We start from the raw sequence: 23,028 nt of genomic DNA on the forward strand, positions 1-23,028 counted from the left end.
CCGCGTGCGCAAGCGAAGGGGTGCAGGAAAAAGGCCGGCTAAGCCGGGTGGCGGGATGCGACAGCGATGAAGCCTGATTCGAATTGATAACGGTCTTCACGGTGTGTGTCGCGATCACTGGCTAAGCCCTTTTCCTGAAGGTTTTCTGGATGCCGCCGGTGGTCGTGCCGGCCGCGCCACAGGAATTTTTTCTCTGCCTGGAATGCTTGCGGCGCCGTGCCCGGAAGCGGGGCGCCGCTGACTTATACACTCGGTTATGCACTTGGTTATTCACACGGTTATGCACAGCTGAACACAAGATGTAGTGCAGAACCGAATTTCTGGCACCAAGTATAGTGGAGATTCGAGACAGGTCAAATCGTTTTATTTGCTTTCGAAGTCTTGACTTTTGCCTGGTGCGGCGCAAACACGGCGCGAAGCCGACTCCCCGGAGAACAAGGCAGCGCCTTGTTCTCCTCGCATCACGCGAAGTCGCACGAAGGGCCGTTACGGCGTTTTGGAAAACTTGAGATAGGGGAAATACTGAGCGTCGAGCGACGCGTCGCGCTGCAGGCGCGACCACTCGAAATGCGGCCCTGGATCGGTCTTGCGACCGGGGGCGATGTCCGAGTGACCGGCAAGCGCCGTGACCGGATAGCGCGCCTTGAGCGCGCTCACGAGGGCGCCGAGCGTGCGGTATTGCGCCGCTTCGAAAGGCGTGGTGTCGCTGCCCTCCAGCTCGATGCCGATCGAGAAATCATTGCAACGCTCGCGGCCGAAAAAATTCGACGGCCCGGCGTGCCACGCACGCTCGTTGCACGACACGAACTGCTCGAGCGCGCCGTCGCGATGAATCACGAAATGCGCCGACACCCGCACGCCGCGCAGATGCGAGTCGTAATACGGGTGAGCGTTGCAGTCGAGCGTATTGAGGAACAGTTCGGCGATTGCGGTGCCGCCGAATTCGTTGGGCGGCAGGCTGATGTTGTGGACGACGATCAGCGTCGGCTCGGCTCCTTCAGGCCGCGCCTCGAAATTCGGCGATGGCAGTTTGCGTGCGGCGGCGACCCAACCGTCGGCGTCGACGGTGAACTCGACGCTCATCGAGCGTCGCGGCCGGTGGGTCGCGCGCCGTGACGCTGCGCGTGCGCGGCGCAGCAGAACGGCTGCCCGGCCACCACCACGGAATCGCTCTTCGGCGCGTGCACGCCGCATTCGACACAACGGATCATCGGCTCGGCGAGTTGCGCCGGCGCGGAAGCGGAAGCGCGCGCGCCGCCATTCTGGCCATTCGGGCCTTTCGCACCCGCGGCGCCATTGGCGCCGGTACCGTTGCGCTGGGACGCCTGCGCGTCATGACGACGCAGCGCCTTCACCAGCCACTGGCCGACGATGAACAACAGGATCAGCAGAAATATTTGTCGCATGGGACACGCTCACACTACAGCACGGTGCAACAGCACCTCGAAAACAAAACGGCTGCCGACGTACGCCAGCAACAGCGCGACGAACGACGCCAGCACCCAGCGCAATGCCGCACGGCCACGCCAGCCGGAAACCTTGCGCGCGGTCAGCAGCGCGCCGAACATCACCCACGAAAGAATCGCGAACACGGTCTTGTGATCGAGCTGCAACGCACGATCGACCAGTTGCTCGCTGAACAGGATGCCCGACACCAGCGTGAGCGTGAGCAGGACAAAACCCGCGCCGATCAGACGGAACAGCAGCTTCTCCAGCGTGAGGAGCGGCGGCAGCGTATCGAGCCAGCTCGACAGCCAGCCGTTGCCCGCCGCGGCCGCATGCCGCTGCGCGACGCCGCCGCGCATGGCGTGCAAACGCCGCTCGACCAGCAGCATCAGAACCGCATGCAGCGCCGCAATCGCGAACAGACCATACGCGATGTTGGCGATCAGGAAGTGCAGCTTGAACATCGGCGCGGCGGAATACGGCAGCACGCGCACGCCGTTGAACGCAAGCGGCAACAGCGAGGCGACGCACGCGAGCGGCAGAACCAGCAGGCGCAGACCGTCGAGCGGAAAGAAAAAACTCTCGATCCAGTAGATGCCCGCGCCCAGCCAGAACATGGCCGACAGCGCGAACGCGAAGCCGAACACCATCGCGTTCTGGGGAAAGATGGTGGTATGCAGCAGCACGCCGTGCGCGAGCAGCGCCACGAACAGCAGCGCGCGGCCCGACGTGCTCATGCCCGAAGCGGCCGAACCGCCCGCGGCGGCCGGCACCGGCGGCACGCTTTCGAGCATGGGGCACACGGCGGCGTGCCGGTGCGAGCGCCAGCCGGCCACGGCTAATCCGCCGTAGAGGAGCGCAGTGAGGGCATACAGTACAATATCCATATTCGAAGTTTACACTAGGCCCCTGCTCCGCGACGTCTCCTGCATCGCGCCCTGCTCCGGCCGCACTGTTCATCGCTCCCCATGCTCGACAATCTGACTCAACGGATGGCGCGCGTCGTCAAGACGCTGCGCGGCGAAGCCCGGCTTACCGAGGCGAACACCCAGGAAATGCTGCGCGAAGTGCGTCTCGCACTGCTCGAGGCCGACGTGGCGCTGCCCGTCGTGCGCGAGTTCATCGCCAAGGTCAAGGAAAAGGCGCTCGGCGAGGAAGTCATCAGCAGCCTCTCGCCGGGCCAGGCGCTGGTCGGCGTGGTGCAGCGCGAGCTGACCGCGATCATCGGCGGCGACTACGAAGGCAAGGCGGTCGAACTCAACCTCGCCGTCACGCCGCCGGCCGTCATCCTGATGGCGGGCCTGCAGGGCGCGGGTAAAACGACCACGGTCGGCAAGCTCGCCAAGCTGCTGCGTGAGAAGTACAAGAAGAAAGTACTGACCGTGTCGTGCGACGTCTACCGCCCCGCCGCTATCGCGCAGTTGAAGACGGTGACCGAGCAGGTCGGTGCGGATTTCTTCCCGTCGGAACCGGACCAGAAGCCGGTGGACATCGCGCGCGCCGCCGTGGATTGGGCCAGGCGCCACTATCACGACGTGCTGCTGGTCGACACGGCCGGCCGTCTCGGTATCGACGAAGCGATGATGAAGGAAATCACCGCGCTGCACGCCGAGCTGAAACCGGCGGAAACGCTGTTCGTGGTCGACGCGATGCTCGGCCAGGACGCGGTGAACACCGCCAAGGCCTTTAGCGACGCGCTGCCGCTCACCGGCGTGGTCCTCACCAAGCTCGACGGCGACTCGCGCGGCGGTGCGGCGCTCTCCGTGCGCCATGTCACGGGCAAGCCGATCAAGTTCGTCGGCGTCGCGGAAAAGCTCGACGGCCTCGAAGTCTTCCACCCGGATCGCATGGCGAACCGGATTCTCGGCATGGGCGACATTCTTGCCCTCGTCGAAGAAGCGCAACGCGGTGTGGACGTTCAGGCTGCGCAGAAGCTCGCCGACAAGGTCAAGAAAGGCGGCGACTTCGATCTGAACGATTTCCGCGCCCAGCTGACGCAAATGAAGGGCATGGGCGGCCTGTCGTCGCTGATGGACAAATTGCCCGCGCAATTTCAGCAGGCCGCCGCCGGCGCCGACATGGGCCAGGCCGAAAAGCAGATGCGCCGCATGGAAGGCATCATCAATTCCATGACGCCGCTGGAACGCGCCAAGCCCGACCTGATCAAGGCCACGCGCAAGCGCCGCATCGCCGCGGGTGCGGGCGTGCAGGTCCAGGAAGTCAACCGCATGCTGAATCAGTACGACCAGATGCGCACCATGATGAAAAAGCTCAAGGGCGGCAACCTGCAGAAGATGATGCGCGGCATGAAGGGCATGTTGCCCGGCATGCGCTAAGCTTTAGCAAGACAGCGGCGCGCGTTCCGCGCATGGACCACGGAACGCGACCCTGACTCCGCGCGGCTGACTTCAGCTTTGTGCGGGTTTATTCTGTACCGCACGCCGCCGTCCTCACCCACACTATGTATACAGTCACCGCCCGTCAGACGTCATGAACCGCGAAGAAGCTCTCCACATTTTTAGCCACTCCGAAGAAATCGTTTCGGCCGACGACGTCAATGCGTCGATCAGCGGCATGGCGGCCGCCATCCGCGACGAGATGAGCGAGGACTTCCCGCTCGTGCTGTCGGTCATGGGCGGGGCGGCGGTCTTCACCGGCATGCTGTTGCCGCACCTCGATTTCCCGCTCGAGTTCGACTACATCCATCTGACCCGCTACCGCAACACCACCAAAGGCGGCAACGAGATGCAATGGCGCGTGGCGCCGGCGGAATCGGTGAAGGATCGCGTCGTGCTGGTGCTCGACGATATTCTCGACGAAGGCGAGACGATGGCCGCGATCCGCGACCGCATTCTCGCGATGGGCGCGAAGCGCTTCCTGAGCGCGGTGCTGTGCGAGAAGATCATTCCGAAAGCCAAGCCGCTGCGCCCGGATTACTGCGGGTTCGAAGTGCCGGACCGTTATGTGTTCGGCTGCGGCATGGATGCGAAGGGTTACTGGCGTAACCTGCCCACGATTCGCGCGCTGACCGAAGGCGCTTGAGGCTTCTTTGAGGCGACCGCCAGCGGGCGGTGAATCGACATGGAAAAAGCGGCCCACGACGGGCCGCTTTTCTTTGCGCTGCACTTTGCGGGGCTCAGCGCCCCGGCGGCTGCCGCATCACAGTTGATGCACGAACGACCGGATACCGCCGAGCATCATCTCCACCGAAATTGCCACCAGCACGAGACCCATCAACCGTTCGAAGGCCATCATGGCGCGCTCGCCGAGCCACGCCTGAATGCGCTCCGCCAGCATCAGCACGACCGCACAGACGATCATGGTGACGGTTAGCGCGGCGATCCACTCGAACATCTTGCCGGGCGCCTGCGACGTCAGCAGCATCACGGTGGCCAGCGCGGACGGTCCTGCCAGGGCCGGAATGGCGAGCGGCACGATCAACGGTTCGCCGCCGCGCGTGTCGCCGCCGAATGGACCGTCCGGGTGCGGAAACACCATCCTGAGCGCAATGAGAAACAGCACGATCCCGCCGCCGATGCGCAGCGACTGATCGGTCAGGCTCATCATGCGCAGAAAGCCGTCGCCGGCCACCATGAAGACCAGCAGGATCGCGAAGGCGATTGCCACCTCGCGGAGAATGACGATCGTGCGCCGCTTCGGCGACACACCGCGCAAACAGCTGATGAAGAGCGGAATGTTGCCGAGCGGGTCGGTGATCAGAATCAGCAGGATGGTCGCGGACAGGAAGGTGTACTCCACCGTCCGCTCCGCTTAGCGCGCCAACGCTGCGCGAACCTTCGCGATCACCGTTTGCGCGGCGTCTTCAACCGGCAGCAGCGTCGCCTCGGCGTCGCGGCGGCCCTGATATTCGAGCTTGCCGTCCTTGAGACCACGGTCGCCGATCACGAGGCGATGCGGCACGCCGATCAGTTCCCAGTCGGCGAACATCACGCCGGGGCGTTCGCCGCGGTCGTCGAGGATCACGTCGATGCCCGCTTCGAGCAGCGTTGCGTACAGCTTGTCGGCGGCTTCGCGTACGGCTTCGCTGCGGTCGTAACCCATCGGGCACAGCACGACTTCGAACGGCGCGATCGATTCCGGCCAGATGATGCCTCTATCGTCGAAATTCTGTTCGATCGCGGCGCCGAGGATACGCGTGACGCCGATCCCGTAGCAGCCCATTTCCATCGGCCGCGGCTTGCCGGTTTCGTCGAGGCAGGTTGCGTTCATTGCCTCGGAATACTTGGTGCCGAGCTGGAACACGTGGCCCACTTCGATACCGCGGCAGATGTCGATCACACCCTTGCCGTCCGGCGACGGATCGCCCTTCTTCACGTTGCGAATGTCGGCGACGACCGGTTCCGGCAGGTCGCGGCCCCAGTTCACGCCGGTGGTGTGGTAATCCACCTCGTTCGAGCCCACCACGAAGTCGCTCATGTTCGCGACCGTGCGATCCGCGACGACCTTGACCGGCTTCTTCGTGTTGAGCGGGCCGAGGTAGCCCGGCGGCGTGCCGAAGGTTTCGATGATTTCAGCCTCGGTCGCCATGCGGAAGTCGGCCAGACCCGGCAGCTTGCTCGCCTTGATCTCGTTCAGATCGTGGTCGCCGCGCAGCATCAGCAGCCAGATGGTCGGCTCGGCGCCTTCGTTCTCGGTTGCGAGAATGATCGACTTGATGGTGCGTTCGAGCGGAATGTTCAGCAACTCGGCCACGGCTTCGCACTTCGCCTTGCCCGGCGTTGCGGTCTTCTTCATTTCCTCGGCGGGCGCCGCGCGTTCCGCGTGGAGCGGCAGCGCTTCAGCCGCCTCGACGTTGGCCGCGAAATCCGAGGTCGGGCAATAGGCGATCGCGTCCTCACCGGTCTCGGCAATCACGTGGAATTCGTGCGAGCCGCTGCCGCCGATCGAACCGTTGTCCGCCGCCACCGCGCGGAAGTCCAGACCGAGGCGCGTGAAGATGCGCACGTACGCGTCGTACATCTTGCGATACGACTCGCGCAGACCGTCCATGTCCTTGTCGAACGAGTACGCGTCTTTCATGATGAATTCGCGCCCGCGCATCACGCCGAAACGCGGACGGATCTCGTCGCGGAACTTTGTCTGGACCTGATAGAAGTTCACCGGCAACTGGCGGTAGCTCTTGATCTGATTACGCGCAATATCCGTGACCACTTCTTCGTGGGTCGGTCCGATCACGAAATCGGACTGCTTGCGGTCCTTGAAGCGCAGCAGCTCGGGGCCGTACTTTTCCCAGCGGCCCGATTCCTGCCACAACTCGGCCGGCTGCACGGCCGGCATCAACAACTCGATCGCGCCTGCCCGGTTCATTTCTTCGCGCACGATGGCTTCCACCTTGCGGATCGAGCGCAAGCCGATCGGCAGGTAGTTATAGATACCGCCGGCAACGCGCCGGATCATGCCGGCGCGCACCATGAGCTTGTGGCTGACGATCTCTGCGTCGGCGGGAGCTTCTTTGAGGGTACCGATAAAGAAACGGGAAGCTTTCATTCAGATTATCCAAAAGCGGCGGCTCCGGAGGGACCGCCCGAAAGGTGAAAACGGTGGGAAATCGACACAGATCCGGCTCTGAGCCGGCACGGCTCACCTGACAATGACACTGACACCCGGGGCACAGCGCTGGCCGCCCGCGGCGCCCAGGCCGCCGCGCAACGCCTTTGCACAAGGGATGAGGCACGGAAAGACTGACAGGCTACCGCAAACACGGGGCCTTTTGCGGCGAATCGTTCCAATCTGGTGCGAATCGGTGCGTCAGGTCCGTTATCTGTTTATAATCAAAGCAATTTTAAAGGATTCGAAGGTGGTTGTATGCTGGATCGTGAAGGCTTTCGCCCGAACGTCGGCATCATCCTCTTGAACGCGCACAACGAGGTGTTTTGGGGCAAACGGCTCCGTGAACATTCCTGGCAGTTTCCGCAAGGGGGCATCAAGTACGGAGAGACCCCCGTGCAAGCGATGTATCGGGAGTTACACGAAGAAACCGGGCTGCTTCCTGAGCACGTCAAGGTGATTGGTCGCACGCGCGACTGGTTGCGTTACGAGGTGCCTGACAAGTTCATCAAGCGCGAAGTACGCGGTCACTACCGCGGCCAGAAACAAATCTGGTTTTTGCTCCGGATGGTTGGACGCGACTGCGACATCTGCTTGCGCGCCACCGACCACCCTGAGTTCGATGCGTGGCGCTGGAACGAGTACTGGGTGCCGCTCGACTGTGTGATCGAGTTCAAGCGGGATGTGTATCAGTTGGCGCTGACGGAGCTGTCCCGTTTCATGCGCCGGGCTGCGCCGCGTGCGGAAAAACCTGGCGGGCATCATGGGCCGCGTTATCCCCGGATAGCGTCGTCAATGGAAAGTCCGCCGGATTCCACGGTAATGACGGTGACCACCGTAACATCGGTGACCACCGTCAGCATCGAAACATCGGTTCACGCCACGATCGCGTCCGATTGCGGTCCGGGCTCCGGGTCAGCGGCCGAGGTAGGCGCCGCGCCGGAACACGAAGACGAATCGGCGCGCGAAACGGCCGGCTCGCTGTTCCGCCCGGGCGTGCGCAATTAACAACTCTGTGCGGCTGTCCACGCCGCCTCTCTCTGGCGCGGCTCGTCGAGCCGCGCCAGTGTTTCGAGGAAATCATATTGAAAGCACTTGCTCTCGTCGTGGCGTGCGTCGCCACCGGCGCCCTGCTGGCTGGCTGTTCGAGCGCCGGCAAACCTACCAATAAAGACGACAGCGCGTTTACGTATTTGCTGGACCGGCAGAGCAACTGGGTTGAGAACAAGGTGGACACGCTGCCGCCGCTGCCGCAAGACTCGAATCTGCTGCCCTTCGAAGTTTCCGGCAATACGCCGCTGCAGTTCGCGGTCGATCGCAACTCGCTCACCGTCGGCACCGACGGCGTGGTCCGCTACACAGTAGTCGTAACGAGCGCGAGCGGCGCTCGCAATGTGAACTACGAAGGGATCCGCTGCGACACATACGAATGGCGCCTGTATGCCGGCCTCAATGCGGATCACGACGGGTGGGACACAACGGTCGCCAACGATTTCACGCGCATCGAGAACGGCACACTGAACGCTTACCATGCGGCGCTGTATCAGGATTATCTGTGCGCGAACAAGATGCCGATGGGGAATGCGAAGACGATTCTGGAGAACATCCGCTACAAGCGCACCGCGAGTTCGTTGATCCACTGAGGCGCTTTGCTGAGCGCGCTTTGAATTTGAGCACGTTTGACTCGCAGACAAGAAAAAAAGCCGTTCCAGCTTCCTGCTGGAACGGCTTTTTATTTGCCGTGCTCGTATGCGCGCGCCCCGCCGGTTAGTGACTCAGACCAGCACCAGGTTGTCGCGGTGAATCAACTCAGGCTCCAGCATGTAGCCAAGCACCGATTCGATTTCGCCACTCGGCCGCCGCTGGATCAGCTTGGTTTCAGCGCTGCTGTAGTTGGTCAGTCCGCGCGCCACTTCTCGCCCCGCGGCGCTCAGACAGGCAATCACCTCACCGCGCGCAAACGCGCCCTGAACGCCGACGATACCAATGGGCAGCAGGCTCTTGCCGCCTTCGGTGAGTTTTTCGACTGCGCCGTCGTCGATCACCACGTGACCACGCACCTGCAGATGATCCGCCATCCATTGCTTGCGCGCCGCCATCCGTGCCGTGCGTGCGATCAACTGCGTGCCGATCGCCTCGCCCGAAGCGAGCCGCGACAGCACGTCCACTTCGCGCCCGCTCGCGATCACCGTATTCGCGCCGCTGTGAGCCGCACGCTTGGCGGCCAGAATCTTGGTCAGCATGCCCCCGCGCCCGAGGCTCGAACCCGCGCCGCCCGCCATTGCTTCCAGTTCCGGCGCGCCGGCATCGGCCTGCTGGACGAGGGTGGCGGCCGGATCCTTGCGCGGGTCGGCGGTAAAGAGCCCTTGCTGATCGGTGAGGATGACGAGTGCGTCCCCCTCGATCAGGTTCGCGACGAGTGCGCCCAACGTGTCGTTGTCGCCGAATTTGATTTCGTCGGTAACGACCGTGTCGTTCTCGTTGATGATCGGCACCACGCCCAGGCGCAACAGCGTGAGCAGCGTGGAGCGCGCATTCAGATAGCGTTCGCGGTCGGCAAGGTCGGCGTGAGTCAGCAGAATCTGCGCGGTCTGAATGGAATGCTCGGCAAAGCGGCTTTCGTAGACCTGTGCGAGACCCATCTGGCCAACGGCCGCGGCCGCCTGCAGTTCGTCGATTTCGCGAGGCCGCCTGGTCCAGCCGAGCCGTTGCATCCCTTCGGCGATGGCGCCCGAACTCACGAGCACCACCTCCTTGCCTTGCGCGCGCAGCGCGGCAATCTGTCCGGCCCAGCGGCCGATAGCGGCATGATCGAGGCCGCGCCCGTCATTCGTGACGAGGCTCGAACCCACTTTCACTACCAATCGCCGTGAATCTGCGATGACGGAACGCATTATGCGCAGTCTCCCAAGATGACGCGTGATGCAAACCGGCAGCCCGCTCGGGTGCCGGTGCTCGAGCTTTCTTATTGCTGCGGGTCGACGCCGGAGTCGTCCGCTGCGACCGGATCTGCCGGCTTCGCGCGGAAACGCACGTCGGCGGCGAGATCTTCGGCCTCGGCCGCGCGCTGTGCGTCCGAATGCGCGGCGATGTAGTCGAACACCGCGTAGCAAAGGTTTTCACAGCCCTGGCCAGTCAGCGCCGAGATTTCGAACACCGGACCGTCCCAGCCAAAGCCCTCGATAAATGCCGAGACACGCGCTTCGCGCTCGTCTTCCGGCACCATATCCAGCTTGTTCAACACCAGCCAGCGCGGCTTTTCATACAGCAGTTCGTCGTACTTGCGCAGTTCGTTGACGATCGCCTTGGCTTCCGCGACCGGATCGACCGATTCGTCGAACGGCGCGAGGTCGACGATGTGCAGCAACAAACCCGTGCGCTGCAGATGGCGCAGGAACTGATGACCGAGGCCCGCGCCTTCCGCCGCGCCCTCGATCAGGCCGGGAATGTCCGCAATCACGAAGCTGCGGCTCGGCCCGACACGCACCACGCCGAGATTCGGCGCGAGCGTGGTGAACGGGTAATCGGCGATCTTCGGCCTTGCGTTCGACACCGACGAGATGAAGGTCGACTTGCCCGCGTTCGGCATGCCGAGCAGACCGACGTCCGCCAACACCTTCAACTCGAGGCGCACCATGCGGCGCTCGCCCGGCTTGCCGTCCGTCTTCTGACGCGGCGCGCGGTTCGTGCTGGATTTGAAATGCAGGTTACCGAGACCGCCCGCGCCGCCCTGAGCGATCTGCACGCTCTGGTTGTGCTCGGTCAGATCGGCGATCAGCTCGCCGGTCTCCATGTCGGTGATGGTGGTGCCCACCGGCATGCGCAGCGTGATGTCGTCGCCGCCCTTGCCGTAGCAGTCCGCACCGCGGCCGTTTTCGCCGTTGCGCGCCAGGTGTTTCTTCGCGTAGCGATAGTCGATCAGCGTGTTGATGTTGCGGTCCGCGACCGCGATCACGCTGCCGCCCCGGCCGCCGTCGCCGCCATCCGGGCCGCCGAACGGAACGAATTTCTCGCGGCGCATCGACGCGCTGCCATCCCCTCCGTCGCCGGCGATGACTTCAATCCTCGCTTCGTCAATGAACTTCATGCGTAACTCCGTTCCGTGGTGTGCTGCCAGATAGTGCTGCCAGATTGGGTTGCTACTGGATGATGCTATTTTGCCGCGCCCGCCGCGTGCTGATCAATCGACCGAACAGCATAGGCGCGCGGCGTGAGCGCATGCACTCACGCTCGTTCATCCGGAAAAAACCGCCGCAATAAAAAAAGCCCCGCTAACTTCGCGGGGCCTTTTTTCCGGTCCTGAAGCCCGTGCCTGAGTAAGCTCAGACTGCTGCCGGGACGACGTTGACCATGTGCTTCTTCGCTGCGCCCTTCGTCGAGAAATTGACGTGGCCGTCCGTCAGCGCGAACAAGGTGTGATCCTTGCCCATACCGACGTTTTCGCCCGGGTGCATACGCGTGCCGCGTTGGCGAACGATGATGCCGCCAGCGTTGATAGCCTGACCGCCGTAAACCTTCACGCCGAGACGCTTCGATTCGGAGTCGCGGCCGTTCCGGGACGATCCGCCTGCCTTTTTGTGTGCCATTTGATTTGCTCCTTAACCGGTGCGCTTACGCGTTGATCGCGTCGATGCGCAGTTCGGTATAGTTCTGGCGGTGGCCGCCATGCTTCTGGTAGTGCTTCCGGCGACGCATCTTGAAGATGGTCACTTTTGCGTGACGACCTTGCGACACGACGGTAGCCTTGACGGAAGCCCCACTGACCAGCGGCGTACCGAACTTAATCGATTCGCCTTCGCCCACTGCGAGAACCTGGTCGAGCGTGATTTCAGCGTCAATGTCTGCCGGTATCTGTTCTACTTTAAGTTTTTCGCCGACGGCAACTTTATACTGCTTGCCACCGGTTTTTATGACCGCGTACATTGAGAACCTCACTCTGTGTTCATTTTTCCCACGCACCGCGCGCGGAAACCCGTGATTATACATAGAGTTAGCTGCTCGGTCAAAACTCGTTGAGAGCCGCCGCGCGTCGCGCCCGGCGCCTTGCCGCAAAGCTGCGGCGCGCGGCTCTGCCGCAGCCCGGAACGCGCCGCGCGGCAGCCTGCGACCCGGAACTGCCGCGATTCGCCTTATAATTCGCGGCACTACCCAACTCAGCCATCATGTCGTCGACTGCCACTCCCTCCTCCAACGCCGCCAGCCTGCTCGCTCCGATCGCCGAAGACATGCAGCAGGTCAATCGCGTCATACGGCACCGCCTTGCGTCCGACGTGATGCTGATCAACCAGATTTCGGAGTACATCATCAGCGCCGGCGGCAAACGCCTGCGGCCCGCGCTGCTGTTGCTGGTGGCCGGCGCGCTGGGTGAAACCACGGGGCACCGGCACGAACTGGCGGCGGTCGTCGAATTCATCCATACGGCCACGCTGCTGCACGACGACGTGGTCGACGAATCCGACCTGCGGCGCGGCCGGCAGACGGCCAATGCGCTGTTCGGCAACGCCGCGAGCGTGCTGGTGGGCGACTTCCTGTACTCGCGCTCGTTCCAGATGATGGTCGGCGTGGGCAAGATGCGCGTCATGGAAATTCTGTCGGAGGCGACCAACATCATCTCCGAAGGCGAAGTGCTGCAACTCCTCAACATGCACGACGCCGACGTGGACGAAGCCCGCTACATGCAGGTGATTCGCTACAAGACCGCCAAGCTGTTCGAGGCCGCGGCCCAACTCGGCGCGGTGCTGGCCGGTTCGGACGCGAAAACCGAAGCGGCGGCGGCGGAATTCGGCCGGCGCATCGGCACCGCTTTCCAGATCATGGACGACTGGCTCGACTACACGGGCACGGCCGAGTCGATGGGAAAAAATGCCGGCGACGACCTTCGCGAAGGCAAGCCAACGCTCCCGCTGATCTATCTGATCGAACGCGGCACGCCGGAGCAATCGGCGCTGGCGCGCGAAGCGATCGAGCAAGGCGGCACGGATCGTTTCGACACCATTTTCGAGGCAATCACGCGTTCCGGCGCGCTGGATCACACGCTCGAATGCGCGAAACAGGAAGCCCAGGCGGCCGCGGCAGCAATTTCTTCGTTTCCGGATTCCATTTTCAAAGATAGCCTGCTAGAATTATGTTCTTACTCGACGGCAAGACAGTCTTGAACGGGACTGAAAGGCCGGCTTAGTCTGAATCGAGTCCGCAGTACAAATCGGGGTGTAGCTTAGCCTGGTAGAGCGCTACGTTCGGGACGTAGAGGCCGGAGGTTCGAATCCTCTCACCCCGACCAGATATTCGCCTTGTTAGCCCAAGGCTCAAAAAACCGCCCAGCTTGCTCGGCGGTTTTTTGTTCTGGATCACGCAAATTGCACGTTTCACGCGCAACGCCCTGCGCCGTTGCCGCCCGCCCTGTCTTTCGCCGCCAGCCGCGAAGGCTCCGGCAAACCCCTCTGCTATATTCTCTCCATCCTTTCCCCTATCCTTCACGACGCGTGGAACAACTTCCCTTATGGGCGCAGATCGGCGCCGTCTTTCTGCTGCTTATCTGCTCGAGTTTTTTTTCGAGCTCCGAAACGGCAATGATGGCGATCAACCGCCATCGCCTGAAACATCTCGCCAACCAGAACGCGCTCGGCGCGAAAACCACTCAGGGTCTGCTGGCGCACACCGATCAACTGCTGAGCGTCGTGCTGATCGGCAACAACCTGTTCAATACGATCATTCCGGTGCTCACCACCTCGATCGCGCTGCACACGTTCGGCCGCAACAACCTGGTGCTGTCGATCGCGACCGGGATCGTCGCGTTTCTGATCATCGTGTTCGCGGAGATCACGCCGAAGATCGTCGGCGCAACGTTCCCGGAAAAGATCGCGCTACCGGCCAGCCTGCTGATCGCGCCGATGATGCGTGTCGCCAAACCGCTCATCTGGTTCGTCAATCTGTTTGCGAACGGCATCCTGCGCGTGCTGCACATCAATACGAAAGGCGCGCGCGATCAGCGCCTCTCTACCGAAGAGTTGCGTACCATCGTGCTCGAGTCCGGCAGCTTCATGCCGACCAAGCACCGCAGCATTCTGCTGAACCTGTTCGACCTCGAAAACATTTCCGTCGACGACGTAATGATCCCGCGCCGCCGCATCGAGGCGCTCGACTTCGACGCGCCGTTCGAACAGATCCTGCATCAGCTGGAAACCTGCTATCACAACAAGCTGATCGTCTATCAAGGCGACATCGACCGGGTGCTCGGCGTGCTGCACGTACGCAAGACCCTGGCCGCCCTGCACAACCAGGAACTGGAGCGCGAAACGCTGCGCGAGCTGCTGGCCGAGCCGTACTTCGTGCCAAGCGGCACGCCCGTGTTCCAGCAACTGCAATTCTTCCAGGAGAGCCGTCACCGCACGGCGCTGGTCGTCAACGAATACGGCGAGTTGCAGGGCCTCGTCACGCCGGAAGACATCATTGAAGAACTGATCGGCGAATTCACCACTTCGATTCCGCGTAGCGCCAATTCGCGCGGCGGCTGGAACGAGAGCGGCGAATGCATCGTGGCAGGCAGCATGCCGCTGCGCGAATTGAACCGCTGGCTGCAACTCACGCTCCCCACCGACGGGCCGAAAACGCTCAATGGCCTGATCCTCGAAATTCTCGAAGATATTCCCGACGGCGACGTGTGCGTGCAGATCGGCGAAGTCAAACTGGAAGTGATGCGTAGCGACGATCAGGCGATTCGCACCGTCAAGCTGTTCAGGCCGCCGGTGCGCGCGAAAGCCACTAAGGTCTTGCGCAGCTAGGCGCGACACGGCACAGCATCGCATAGGCGCACGGCGCGCGCCATTAGCCAAATGGCTGAATGGCGGCGCCCACCGCCGTACCGGAAGATGAAGCCGTCGTGTTCTACAGGCGGCTCATCACCGGTCTCTCATGCAAGCTTCTTTTCAACCCGCGGCGGCATTGCCGCGTCCCATCGCAACCTCCCACGAGAGCGCGGTCCGGGCGAAGCCGCGGCCATTCGCACGCGAGTCCGGCGCGGCAAGTCTCGCCGATCCGGACGACGCCCCCGCCGTGCGTCTGCTCACCGACACATTGCAGGAAGCGACCCGCCGCAACGCATCGGATCTTCACATCGAACCGGCGGAACACGGCTGGCGCGTGCGCCTGCGAATCGACGGCGTACTGCACGAGATCCCGCCGCCGCCCGCGCATCTGCGCGATGCATTCGTTACGCGTGTGAAGGTGCTCGCTCGCATGGATATCGCCGAGCGGCGCATACCGCAGGACGGCCGGCTGCGTATTTCCACGTCGCCGGGGCGCGTTGAAGACTATCGCGTCAATTCGCTGCCTACGCTGTTCGGCGAAAAACTCGTGCTGCGCCGACTCGACGCGCTGCCCGCCGATCTTTCACTCGACTCGCTCGGCCTCGATCCGCACCAACGCGAAACTGTCGATGCCGCGATTCGCGTGCCGCACGGCCTCGTGCTCGTCACCGGGCCCACTGGGAGCGGCAAGACGCTGTCGCTGTACTGCTTCCTGAATCTGCTCAACGGCGAGGCGCGTAATCTGTGTTCGGTGGAAGATCCCGCTGAGATCCAGTTGGCCGGTATCAATCAGGTCAGCGTGCGCGAAAAAGCCGGGCTGACCTTCGCGGTGGCGTTGCGCGCCTTTCTCCGCCAGGATCCCGACGTCATCATGGTCGGCGAAATCCGCGACGAAGAAACCGCCGACGTCGCCGTGAAAGCCGCGCAAACCGGCCACCTCGTGCTGTCGACCCTGCATACGAACGACGCGCCCGCCGCGGTCGCACGCCTGATCGATATCGGTGTCGAGCCGTACAACCTTGCGGCCGCGTTGCGCATGGTGACCGCGCAACGGCTGGTGCGGCGCCTCTGCACAGCCTGTCGGATGCCCGCGCCGCAATCGGTGGCGGCGCTTCGGGCCGCGGGTTTCAGCGAGCATCAACTCGACGGCTGGCAGCCGTACGCCGCCCGCGGCTGCGCGGCGTGCCACGGCATCGGCTATCGCGGCCGCGTCGGCGTTCACCAGGTGATGCCCGTGTCCGATGCGATGCGCGAGCTGATCGTGGCAAGCGCGGGCACGCACGAACTGGCGCGGCTCGCGCAAACCGAGCAGGTGGCCACTTTGCGTGACGCAGCGCTGGCGCGCGTGCGCGACGGCACCACCAGTCTCGCCGAAGCGCTCGCCGCGACCGAGGTCGCATGAATACGGTCACGACTCATCGGCCTCCGGCCGCCGATATGCGTTTCAAATGGCGCGGCGTCGACGCCGACGGCGTACGGAAAAACGGCGCCCTCATCGCACCCGACGCGGCCGCCGCACGCACGCTGCTCAAACGCGACAACCTGTTCGTCATCGAACTGACCGCGCAGGGTCCGGCACCGCGCCCGAGCGCCCGCGCCGCGGACATCACGCTGTTCACCCGGCAGCTCGCCAGCCTGCTGCGCGCCGGCCTGCCGCTCGCGCCCGCGCTGGACCTGCTCGCGCAAGCGCAGGCTTCGCGCCGCCAAGGCATGCCGAGGATCGTCGGCGCTCTGGCGCGCGACATCACCGGCGGGCTGCGTTTCTCGGCGGCATTGCAGCGGCACCCAGCGCAATTCAACGCGCTGTACTGCCAGCTCGTCGAAGTCGGCGAGGCGGCCGGCGCGCTGGCGGCCGTCCTCGCCCGCATCGCCGAGGACCGCGAACGCGCCGCCGCGCAGCGTGCGAAAGTGCGCGCGGCACTTACCTATCCCGTCGCGATACTCGTGCTGGCCCTGGCGATTACCGCGGCTTTGCTCGTGTGGGTCGTGCCGACGTTCCAGCAGATCTTCGACGGCTTCGGCGCGAGACTGCCCGCGCCGACGCAGTTCGTGCTGGCGTTGTCGTCCGGCTTGGCGCGATGGTGCGTACCGGCGTTCGCCATGATCCTTGCAGCGAGCTGGGCGGCGACATTTCTGCTGCGACGTTCAGAAGCCGCGCGCATCCGCTTTGCGCGCGCATCGCTGACAATACCGGTCGCCGGTCCGCTGCTGCGCACGCTGTGCGCGGCGCGCTGGAGCCGCGCGCTCGGCACGTTGCTATCAGCCGGCACGCCGCTCGCCGACGCTTTCGGTTCACTGACTCACGCCACCGGCAACGCCTTCTTCGACCGTGCCACCGTGGAAATCGCCGCGCGGCTTCGGCGCGGCGAACGGCTTGCCGCCGCCATGCGCGAAGCGCGCTGCTTCCCGCCCGAGGTCGTACAGCCGATCGCGGTTGCCGAGGAGTCCGGAGCACTCGACACCATGCTGATCGATGTAGCGTCGCTCGCCGATCGTCAGGTAGACGAAAAGATCGGCACGCTCTCGAGCCTGTGCGAGCCGCTCGTCATCATCGTGCTGGGCGCGCTGGTCGGCGGCCTCGTGATCGCGATGTATCTTCCCATTATTCAACTCGGCAACGTGGTGTAGGATCGCAGCCGAATCCATCGTTTATCCATGCGGGCAACAACTTTTCTCGTGCCAGACACTTCTTCCAGCCTGCTGTCGGGCTTACTGCCCGGCCGCATCGATCACTTCGCAACCGGGCTCGGTTTCGCGTTCGGCAGCTTGCCCACCGGTCTGCAGATGACGTTCGCCGTCGTGTTCGGCCTCGTGATCGGCAGCTTCCTGAACGTGGTCGTGCATCGGCTGCCGATCATGCTCGAACGTGCATGGCAAGCGGAATTCAACGAGGCCGCCGGTGAACCGCCGCAACCGGAACAAGATGGCCTGCCGGCGCGCTACAACCTGTGGGTGCCGCGCAGCGCGTGTCCCCATTGCGGCCACGTGTTGAGCGCGTGGGAGAATCTGCCGGTGCTCAGTTATGTGTTGTTGCGCGGGCGTTGTTCCGCATGCAAGGCTCATGTGAGCCTGCGTTATCCGCTGCTCGAAATCGCCAGTGCCGCGCTCGCGGCCGGCTCGCTTGCGCTGTTCGGCCCGACTCTCACGGCGCTCGCCGCCTTCGGACTGTGCGCCGCGTTGCTCGCAATGAGCGCGATCGACATCGACACCCACCTGCTGCCCGACTCGCTGACATTGCCGTTGCTGTGGGCGGGCATCATCGTCAACTTCAACGGCATGTTTGCGAATCTGCACGACGCGGTGCTCGGGGCGATCTTCGGCTATCTGGTGCTGTGGGTCGTGCATTGGCTGTTTCGCCTCGTACGCGGCGTCGAAGGCATGGGTTACGGCGATTTCAAACTGCTCGCGGCGCTCGGCGCGTGGCTCGGCTGGGCAGCGCTGCCGCAGATCGTGCTGATCGCGGCGGTGGCGGGCGCTGTCATCGGCCTGCTGGCAACATGGCGCGGCCGCATGCGTTTCGAAGAGCCATTGCCGTTCGGGCCGTTTCTCGCGGCAGGCGGCGCACTCACACTGTTTCTCGGCACACCGCTTTATCTGGCTCTGGGGGGCTGAAGCATGTTTGCTGTGGGATTGACCGGCGGCATAGGCAGCGGCAAATCGACTGTGGCCGACCTGTTTGCCGCGCACGGCGTGCCGCTCGTCGACACCGACCTGATCGCGCACCGCATCACCGCGCCGCACGGCATGGCAATGCCGCAGATCGCCGCCGAGTTCGGCGATGCGTTCGTCGCCGCCGACGGTTCGCTCGACCGCGCCCGCATGCGAACGCTCGTTTTCAGCGACGACAGCGCGCTCAAACGCCTCGAAGGCATCACGCATCCGTTGATTCGTGCGGAGACCGAACGCGAACAGCGCGAGGCCCACGGTCCCTACGTGATCGTCGTAGTGCCGCTGCTGGTCGAATCCGGCACGTGGAAAAACCGCGTGAACCGCGTGCTGACGGTCGACTGCAGCGTGGAAACGCAGATCTCGCGCGTGATGAGCCGCAACAATTTCAGCCGAGCACAGGTGCTGGCGATCATCGCCCGCCAGGCCACGCGCGAAGCGCGCCTCGCCGCGGCCGACGACGTAATCGACAACGACAACGTATCGCTCGAAGCGCTCAGGGCGCAAGTCGACGCGCAGCATCGCGTGTATCTGTCGCTCGCCGGCGCATGAGGCCGACGCGTCGTTCAGCAAACCCCGATTGAACTTCACGGCCATGCGCCTGCCAAAAGCGCGTTGAAAACCGCCCGCAACAAGTGAAAAAAGTTGCGAATGCGCGCTGAAAAAGTGCGTGATTGCTAGGGTAGTCTCACGGCATTAGAATGTTCTGCATTCCCGTCACCGACCACGCCCGAGGCGAGCCCGCTTGATCCTTTACGAGTATCCCTTCAACGAGCGAATCCGGACGCTATTGCGCCTCGAAGACCTGTTCGAGCGCTTCACGTTCTTTCTGACCCAGGAAGACGCCAGGGAACATCACGTCGCACTGACCACGCTGTTCGAAATCTCAGAGGTTGCGGGTCGCGCGGATCTGAAGTCGGATCTGATGAAAGAGCTCGAACGCCAGCGGCAAACACTGGCGCCGTTTCGCGGCAATCCGGGAATCGAGCAGAACGCGCTTGAGGCCGTACTCGGCGAGATCGAGCAGACCCTGTCGGGGCTTTCGCAGATGCAGGGCAAGACCGGCCAGCATCTTGCGGACAACGAGTGGCTCGCCAGCATCCGCAGCCGCGCAATCATTCCGGGCGGCACCTGCAAGTTCGATTTGCCGTCCTACTACGCGTGGCAGCAGCTTCATCCCGATCAGCGCCGCCAGGACATTGCCAAGTGGGTGACCCCGCTGCTGCCGTTGCGCGACGCGGCCACCATCGTGCTGCGGCTCGCGCGCGAATCCGGCCAGGCGTCCAAGGTCATGGCCATGCAGGGCAGCTATCAGCAAATGCTGTCCGGCCGTTCGTATCAATTGATGCAGGTAAGGGTGGCACCGGAATTGCGCGTGATCCCCGAGGCCAGCGCCAACAAGTACATGCTGTGGGTGCGCTTCACGGTCCAGGACGGCGATCTGCGTCCGCGCGCGGTGGATGTCGACGTACCTTTCCAGCTTACGCTCTGCAGCCTGTAATCGCGCTCGCAAGCGCCTGTCACGCTTAACCCGCTTGAACCTGGCCTTGCCTGGCCGATCCGAACCGAAGGGGCGCGCCTTTAAAGCGGCGAAAAATGCCCCTATATTCGTTACTTGTTCCGTTTGCGATTAACTGCCTGACCGTATGCCTACTGTCGTCAAATGCCCTACTTGCGGAAAGGACGTCCGCTGGACACCTGAAAACCGCTTCCGTCCCTTCTGCTCCGACCGCTGCAAGCAGATCGATCTCGGCGCCTGGGCCACTGAGAAGTATAAGATCGGTGGATCCGAGCAGGAAGCGTCGTCGGACGAGACGCCTGGCGGGGATTACACGCCGCACTGAGCGCGGCCCGCTGTCCGGGTCGCGCGGGCTGGTGCTGCTAACGCAGCGCCCGTTGCCGCGCGCCCGTCTTCTTTCGTTTCAGTTCTTCTTCTCGGCCGCGAGCCATTCCAGCACTGGAATGGTCGCCGGCAACAGCGGCTCGACATTCGCGGGCAGCGTCTGCCAGACAAAAGCCTGACCTTCGCGGCCGTGCGGCTCGCCGGACCACTGCGTCACCTTGCAGAAAAAAAGCCGCACATAGGCGTGCGGGTAGTCGTGTTCGAGCGTATGCCAGAGGTGGCTCACCTTAACGTCGATACCCAGTTCCTCGTGCAGTTCACGAGCGAGCGCGGCCTCGACCGACTCGCCCGCTTCCAGCTTGCCGCCCGGAAACTCCCAGTACCCTTCGTACGGCTTGCCGGAGGGGCGCTGCGCGAGCAGATAGCGCCCATCGGGCTGAACCAGCACGCCGACGGCAACTTCCGTCACCTTGCGGCCGGCGGCGTTCTTCTGCGTGTCGTCGCTCATGCCGAGGCTCACGCTGAGGTCTTGCGGCCGGACCAGTCGCGCGCGAACTGCCACGCGACACGTCCTGAACGCGAGCCGCGCTCCAGCGCCCACACCAGCGCGTCGCCGCGCGCCGCTTCCACTTCGGCGTCGTCGCAACCGAAATGCCGCAGCCAGTGGCCGATGATCGACAAGTAGTCGTCCTGTTTGAACGGATAGAAGCTGACCCACAGCCCGAAACGCTCGGACAGCGAGATTTTCTCTTCCACCAGTTCGCCGGGGTGAATCTCGCCGTCCGACGTGTGCTTGTACGTCTCGTTGTCGCTCATATACTCGGGCAACAGATGGCGGCGGTTCGACGTCGCGTAAATCAGCACGTTGTCCGACTGCGCGGCGATCGAGCCGTCGAGCGCGACCTTCAGCGCCTTGTAGCCCGACTCGCCGTCTTCGAACGACAGGTCGTCGCAAAACACCACGAAGCGCTCCGGCCGCTGCGCGATCAGGTCGACGATATCGCCGAGGTCGTGCAGATCGTCCTTGTCCACTTCGATCAGACGTAGGCCGTCTTTCGCATACGCGTTCAGGCAGGCCTTGATCAGCGACGATTTGCCGGTGCCGCGCGCGCCCGTCAGCAGCACGTTGTTGGCCGGCTGCTTATGCACGAATTGACGCGTGTTCTGCTCGATCAGGCCTTTCTGGCGATCGATGTTCTGCAGATCGTCGAGCGTGATCGCCGAGATGGCCGGCACCGGCTGCAGGTAGCCGCGACCCTGGCGCTTACGCCAGCGAAACGCGACCGCGGCCGACCAGTCGATCTGCGGCGCGGCGGGCGGAAGCATGGCCTCCAGGCGGACGAGCACGGCTTCGGCTCGGGTCAGAAACTGTTCGAGTTTGTCCATGACTATGAGGTAAGCGGCCAGCAGGCCGCGTTAAAACCCTGATGAGGAACCTGGTTACGAACGATAGTCGGCGTTGATACTCACGTAGTCGTGCGACAGGTCGCAAGTCCAGATCGTGGCTTGCGCATCGCCGCGCCCGAGTACGACACGAATGCCGATCTCGCTCTTTTTCATGACGCGCTGGCCGTCTTCTTCACGGTAGGCCGGATTGCGGCCGCCGGCAGTCGCAACCAGCACGTCGTCGAGATACAGATCGATCTTGCCGACGTCGAGATCGTCCACGCCGGCATAGCCGATGGCCGCCAGAATGCGGCCGAGATTCGGGTCCGATGCATAGAAAGCCGTCTTCACGAGCGGCGAGTGGCCGATCGCATACGCGATCTGGCGGCATTCGCCGACGCTCGACCCGCCTTCGACATGCACGGTCATGAATTTGGTCGCGCCTTCGCCGTCGCGCACGATCAGTTGTGCGAGGGTCTGGGCGACCTCGGTCACCGCGTCGCGCAGCGCTGCATAAGCGGGCGAGTCGGTGGACGTGATCGCCGGCAGGCTCGATTTGCCCGACGCGATCAGGATGAACGAATCATTGGTCGACGTATCGCCGTCGATCGTAATGCAGTTGAACGAGCGGTCTGCCACGTGCCTGACCAGCGCATCGAGCACCGGCTGGGCGACGGCGGCGTCGAACGCGAGAAAGCCGAGCATGGTCGCCATGTTCGGCCTGATCATGCCGGCGCCCTTGCTGATGCCGGTCAGCGTGACCGTGTGACCCTCGATCGTGACCTGGCGCGAGGTGGCCTTGGGCAGCGTGTCCGTGGTCATGATCGCCTGCGCGGCGTCGTACCAGTTCGCTTCCTTGCGATTCGCCAGCGCAGCCGGCAGCCCAGCCTTCAGACGATCGACCGGCAGCGGCTCCAGAATCACGCCCGTCGAAAACGGCAGCACCTGTTCCGGCGTGATGTCCGCCAGACGCGCGAGCTCCGCGCAGGTTTCGCGCGCCGCCACCAGGCCCGGTTCGCCCGTGCCCGCGTTCGCGTTGCCGGTATTGATCACCAGCGCGCGAATCGGCTTGCCGCCCGCGCGCACGCGGTCCAGATTCTCGCGGCACACGGTGACGGGCGCCGCGCAAAAACGGTTCTGCGTGAACACGCCGCCGACCGTGGCGCCTTCGCCCACGGAAATGACGAGCACGTCCTTGCGGTTCGGCTTGCGGATATTCGCCTCCGCCCAGCCGAGCGAAACGCCGGCGACGGGATGGAGTTGAGCGGGATCGATCGAGGGGAAATTGACAGCCATGGTCGCGACCTGTCGAAG

The 23,028-nt window shown here is 63.5% G+C and carries 24 protein-coding genes and 1 tRNA gene; 13 read left to right on the plus strand and 12 right to left on the minus strand.

Features of this window, described 5'->3' with window-relative positions; all coding sequences use genetic code 11:
• Positions 1-486: 486 nt before the first annotated feature.
• From ampD to BXE_RS19270, 3 genes are read right to left on the minus strand one after another with little or no spacing between them, the layout of a single operon-like run.
• On the minus strand, positions 487-1,083 hold the full coding sequence (gene ampD / locus BXE_RS19260; protein WP_011489889.1) for a 1,6-anhydro-N-acetylmuramyl-L-alanine amidase AmpD: 597 nt from the start codon (positions 1,081-1,083) through the stop codon (positions 487-489).
• The gene (locus tag BXE_RS19265; protein WP_011489890.1) at positions 1,080-1,406 is read right to left on the minus strand and encodes a PP0621 family protein; all 327 of its coding nucleotides are present in this window, start codon (positions 1,404-1,406) and stop codon (positions 1,080-1,082) included. The genes ampD and BXE_RS19265 overlap by 4 nt, the downstream gene beginning before the upstream one ends.
• A 9-nt stretch (positions 1,407-1,415) precedes the next feature.
• A complete protein-coding gene (locus BXE_RS19270) occupies positions 1,416-2,333 on the minus strand; it encodes a cytochrome C assembly family protein (RefSeq protein WP_011489891.1) in 918 nt (305 codons plus the stop codon).
• Between the two features lie 81 nt (positions 2,334-2,414).
• On the opposite strand from BXE_RS19270, the gene ffh reads away from it, so the two are divergent.
• Positions 2,415-3,782, plus strand: a complete 1,368-nt coding sequence (gene ffh, locus BXE_RS19275) for a signal recognition particle protein (protein ID WP_011489892.1) — start codon at positions 2,415-2,417, stop codon at positions 3,780-3,782.
• Between the two features lie 154 nt (positions 3,783-3,936).
• Positions 3,937-4,488, plus strand: a complete 552-nt coding sequence (locus BXE_RS19280; protein ID WP_007180337.1) for a hypoxanthine-guanine phosphoribosyltransferase — start codon at positions 3,937-3,939, stop codon at positions 4,486-4,488.
• Positions 4,489-4,605: 117 nt separating this feature from the next.
• Here the strand turns inward: BXE_RS19280 and BXE_RS19285 are convergent, their stop codons facing one another.
• The gene (locus BXE_RS19285; protein WP_011489893.1) at positions 4,606-5,205 is read right to left on the minus strand and encodes a MarC family protein; all 600 of its coding nucleotides are present in this window, start codon (positions 5,203-5,205) and stop codon (positions 4,606-4,608) included.
• A 12-nt stretch (positions 5,206-5,217) separates the two neighbouring features.
• Positions 5,218-6,954, minus strand: coding sequence for a proline--tRNA ligase (locus BXE_RS19290; protein WP_011489894.1), 1,737 nt, complete (start codon positions 6,952-6,954; stop codon positions 5,218-5,220).
• A gap of 318 nt (positions 6,955-7,272) precedes the next feature.
• On the opposite strand from BXE_RS19290, the gene BXE_RS19295 reads away from it, so the two are divergent.
• The gene (locus tag BXE_RS19295) at positions 7,273-8,022 is read left to right on the plus strand and encodes an RNA pyrophosphohydrolase (RefSeq protein ID WP_011489895.1); all 750 of its coding nucleotides are present in this window, start codon (positions 7,273-7,275) and stop codon (positions 8,020-8,022) included.
• 77 nt (positions 8,023-8,099) lie between these two features.
• Positions 8,100-8,657, plus strand: a complete 558-nt coding sequence (locus BXE_RS19300; protein WP_011489896.1) for a CNP1-like family protein — start codon at positions 8,100-8,102, stop codon at positions 8,655-8,657.
• Positions 8,658-8,789: 132 nt separating this feature from the next.
• Here the strand turns inward: BXE_RS19300 and proB are convergent, their stop codons facing one another.
• The 4 genes from proB to rplU form a co-directional block, all read right to left on the minus strand.
• Entirely contained in the window at positions 8,790-9,908 is a 1,119-nt protein-coding gene (gene proB, locus BXE_RS19305; RefSeq protein WP_011489897.1) for a glutamate 5-kinase, read from the minus strand.
• A 71-nt stretch (positions 9,909-9,979) separates the two neighbouring features.
• A complete protein-coding gene (gene cgtA, locus BXE_RS19310) occupies positions 9,980-11,101 on the minus strand; it encodes an Obg family GTPase CgtA (RefSeq protein WP_011489898.1) in 1,122 nt (373 codons plus the stop codon).
• A gap of 235 nt (positions 11,102-11,336) precedes the next feature.
• On the minus strand, positions 11,337-11,600 hold the full coding sequence (gene rpmA / locus BXE_RS19315) for a 50S ribosomal protein L27 (RefSeq protein WP_011489899.1): 264 nt from the start codon (positions 11,598-11,600) through the stop codon (positions 11,337-11,339).
• A 25-nt stretch (positions 11,601-11,625) separates the two neighbouring features.
• The gene (gene rplU, locus BXE_RS19320) at positions 11,626-11,937 is read right to left on the minus strand and encodes a 50S ribosomal protein L21 (RefSeq protein ID WP_007180329.1); all 312 of its coding nucleotides are present in this window, start codon (positions 11,935-11,937) and stop codon (positions 11,626-11,628) included.
• A 239-nt stretch (positions 11,938-12,176) separates the two neighbouring features.
• On the opposite strand from rplU, the gene BXE_RS19325 reads away from it, so the two are divergent.
• The 9 genes from BXE_RS19325 to yacG all read left to right on the plus strand — a co-directional run bounded on the left by BXE_RS19325 (position 12,177) and on the right by yacG (position 20,329).
• Entirely contained in the window at positions 12,177-13,169 is a 993-nt protein-coding gene (locus BXE_RS19325) for a polyprenyl synthetase family protein (RefSeq protein WP_011489900.1), read from the plus strand.
• A gap of 48 nt (positions 13,170-13,217) precedes the next feature.
• Positions 13,218-13,294, plus strand: a tRNA-Pro gene (locus tag BXE_RS19330).
• Between the two features lie 202 nt (positions 13,295-13,496).
• Entirely contained in the window at positions 13,497-14,795 is a 1,299-nt protein-coding gene (locus BXE_RS19335) for an HlyC/CorC family transporter (protein ID WP_038457316.1), read from the plus strand.
• A gap of 130 nt (positions 14,796-14,925) precedes the next feature.
• Positions 14,926-16,221: a GspE/PulE family protein gene (locus BXE_RS19340; RefSeq protein ID WP_011489902.1), complete on the plus strand. Its 1,296-nt coding sequence runs from the start codon at positions 14,926-14,928 to the stop codon at positions 16,219-16,221.
• Positions 16,218-17,447, plus strand: a complete 1,230-nt coding sequence (locus tag BXE_RS19345; protein ID WP_011489903.1) for a type II secretion system F family protein — start codon at positions 16,218-16,220, stop codon at positions 17,445-17,447. The genes BXE_RS19340 and BXE_RS19345 overlap by 4 nt, the downstream gene beginning before the upstream one ends.
• A 27-nt stretch (positions 17,448-17,474) precedes the next feature.
• Entirely contained in the window at positions 17,475-18,431 is a 957-nt protein-coding gene (locus BXE_RS19350) for a prepilin peptidase (protein WP_011489904.1), read from the plus strand.
• A gap of 3 nt (positions 18,432-18,434) precedes the next feature.
• Positions 18,435-19,037, plus strand: coding sequence for a dephospho-CoA kinase (coaE, locus tag BXE_RS19355; RefSeq protein WP_011489905.1), 603 nt, complete (start codon positions 18,435-18,437; stop codon positions 19,035-19,037).
• Between the two features lie 193 nt (positions 19,038-19,230).
• Complete coding sequence (zapD, locus tag BXE_RS19360; RefSeq protein ID WP_007180322.1) at positions 19,231-19,986, plus strand: cell division protein ZapD; 756 nt, start codon at positions 19,231-19,233, stop codon at positions 19,984-19,986.
• 145 nt (positions 19,987-20,131) lie between these two features.
• Entirely contained in the window at positions 20,132-20,329 is a 198-nt protein-coding gene (yacG, locus tag BXE_RS44415; RefSeq protein ID WP_038457312.1) for a DNA gyrase inhibitor YacG, read from the plus strand.
• Between the two features lie 78 nt (positions 20,330-20,407).
• On the opposite strand, the gene BXE_RS19370 is transcribed toward yacG, so the two are convergent.
• The 3 genes from BXE_RS19370 to argJ are packed head-to-tail and all read right to left on the minus strand — an operon-like array spanning position 20,408 to position 23,010.
• Positions 20,408-20,836 carry an NUDIX domain-containing protein gene (locus tag BXE_RS19370; protein WP_011489907.1) on the minus strand — a complete coding sequence of 143 codons (429 nt, stop codon included), beginning with the start codon at positions 20,834-20,836 and terminating at the stop codon, positions 20,408-20,410.
• Positions 20,837-20,844: 8 nt separating this feature from the next.
• Positions 20,845-21,714 (minus strand): ATP-binding protein, encoded by an 870-nt coding sequence (locus BXE_RS19375; protein ID WP_011489908.1) that lies wholly within the window; start codon positions 21,712-21,714, stop codon positions 20,845-20,847.
• A 54-nt stretch (positions 21,715-21,768) separates the two neighbouring features.
• Positions 21,769-23,010 carry a bifunctional glutamate N-acetyltransferase/amino-acid acetyltransferase ArgJ gene (argJ, locus tag BXE_RS19380; protein WP_038457309.1) on the minus strand — a complete coding sequence of 414 codons (1,242 nt, stop codon included), beginning with the start codon at positions 23,008-23,010 and terminating at the stop codon, positions 21,769-21,771.
• Positions 23,011-23,028 lie beyond the last annotated feature (18 nt).

The organism is Paraburkholderia xenovorans LB400 (genome assembly GCF_000013645.1).
Classification (GTDB): Bacteria; Pseudomonadota; Gammaproteobacteria; order Burkholderiales; family Burkholderiaceae; genus Paraburkholderia; species Paraburkholderia xenovorans.

Coding starts and splice junctions, on each gene's coding strand:
- ampD (WP_011489889.1), bottom strand. CDS start 1,083: ATGAGCGTCGAGTTCACCGTCGACGCCGACGGTTGGGTCGCCGCCGCA.
- BXE_RS19265 (WP_011489890.1), bottom strand. CDS start 1,406: ATGCGACAAATATTTCTGCTGATCCTGTTGTTCATCGTCGGCCAGTGG.
- BXE_RS19270 (WP_011489891.1), bottom strand. CDS start 2,333: ATGGATATTGTACTGTATGCCCTCACTGCGCTCCTCTACGGCGGATTA.
- ffh (WP_011489892.1), top strand. CDS start 2,415: ATGCTCGACAATCTGACTCAACGGATGGCGCGCGTCGTCAAGACGCTG.
- BXE_RS19280 (WP_007180337.1), top strand. CDS start 3,937: ATGAACCGCGAAGAAGCTCTCCACATTTTTAGCCACTCCGAAGAAATC.
- BXE_RS19290 (WP_011489894.1), bottom strand. CDS start 6,954: ATGAAAGCTTCCCGTTTCTTTATCGGTACCCTCAAAGAAGCTCCCGCC.
- BXE_RS19295 (WP_011489895.1), top strand. CDS start 7,273: ATGCTGGATCGTGAAGGCTTTCGCCCGAACGTCGGCATCATCCTCTTG.
- proB (WP_011489897.1), bottom strand. CDS start 9,908: ATGCGTTCCGTCATCGCAGATTCACGGCGATTGGTAGTGAAAGTGGGT.
- cgtA (WP_011489898.1), bottom strand. CDS start 11,101: ATGAAGTTCATTGACGAAGCGAGGATTGAAGTCATCGCCGGCGACGGA.
- rpmA (WP_011489899.1), bottom strand. CDS start 11,600: ATGGCACACAAAAAGGCAGGCGGATCGTCCCGGAACGGCCGCGACTCC.
- rplU (WP_007180329.1), bottom strand. CDS start 11,937: ATGTACGCGGTCATAAAAACCGGTGGCAAGCAGTATAAAGTTGCCGTC.
- BXE_RS19325 (WP_011489900.1), top strand. CDS start 12,177: ATGTCGTCGACTGCCACTCCCTCCTCCAACGCCGCCAGCCTGCTCGCT.
- BXE_RS19340 (WP_011489902.1), top strand. CDS start 14,926: ATGCAAGCTTCTTTTCAACCCGCGGCGGCATTGCCGCGTCCCATCGCA.
- BXE_RS19345 (WP_011489903.1), top strand. CDS start 16,218: ATGAATACGGTCACGACTCATCGGCCTCCGGCCGCCGATATGCGTTTC.
- BXE_RS19350 (WP_011489904.1), top strand. CDS start 17,475: ATGCGGGCAACAACTTTTCTCGTGCCAGACACTTCTTCCAGCCTGCTG.
- coaE (WP_011489905.1), top strand. CDS start 18,435: ATGTTTGCTGTGGGATTGACCGGCGGCATAGGCAGCGGCAAATCGACT.
- yacG (WP_038457312.1), top strand. CDS start 20,132: ATGCCTACTGTCGTCAAATGCCCTACTTGCGGAAAGGACGTCCGCTGG.
- BXE_RS19370 (WP_011489907.1), bottom strand. CDS start 20,836: ATGAGCGACGACACGCAGAAGAACGCCGCCGGCCGCAAGGTGACGGAA.
- BXE_RS19375 (WP_011489908.1), bottom strand. CDS start 21,714: ATGGACAAACTCGAACAGTTTCTGACCCGAGCCGAAGCCGTGCTCGTC.
- argJ (WP_038457309.1), bottom strand. CDS start 23,010: ATGGCTGTCAATTTCCCCTCGATCGATCCCGCTCAACTCCATCCCGTC.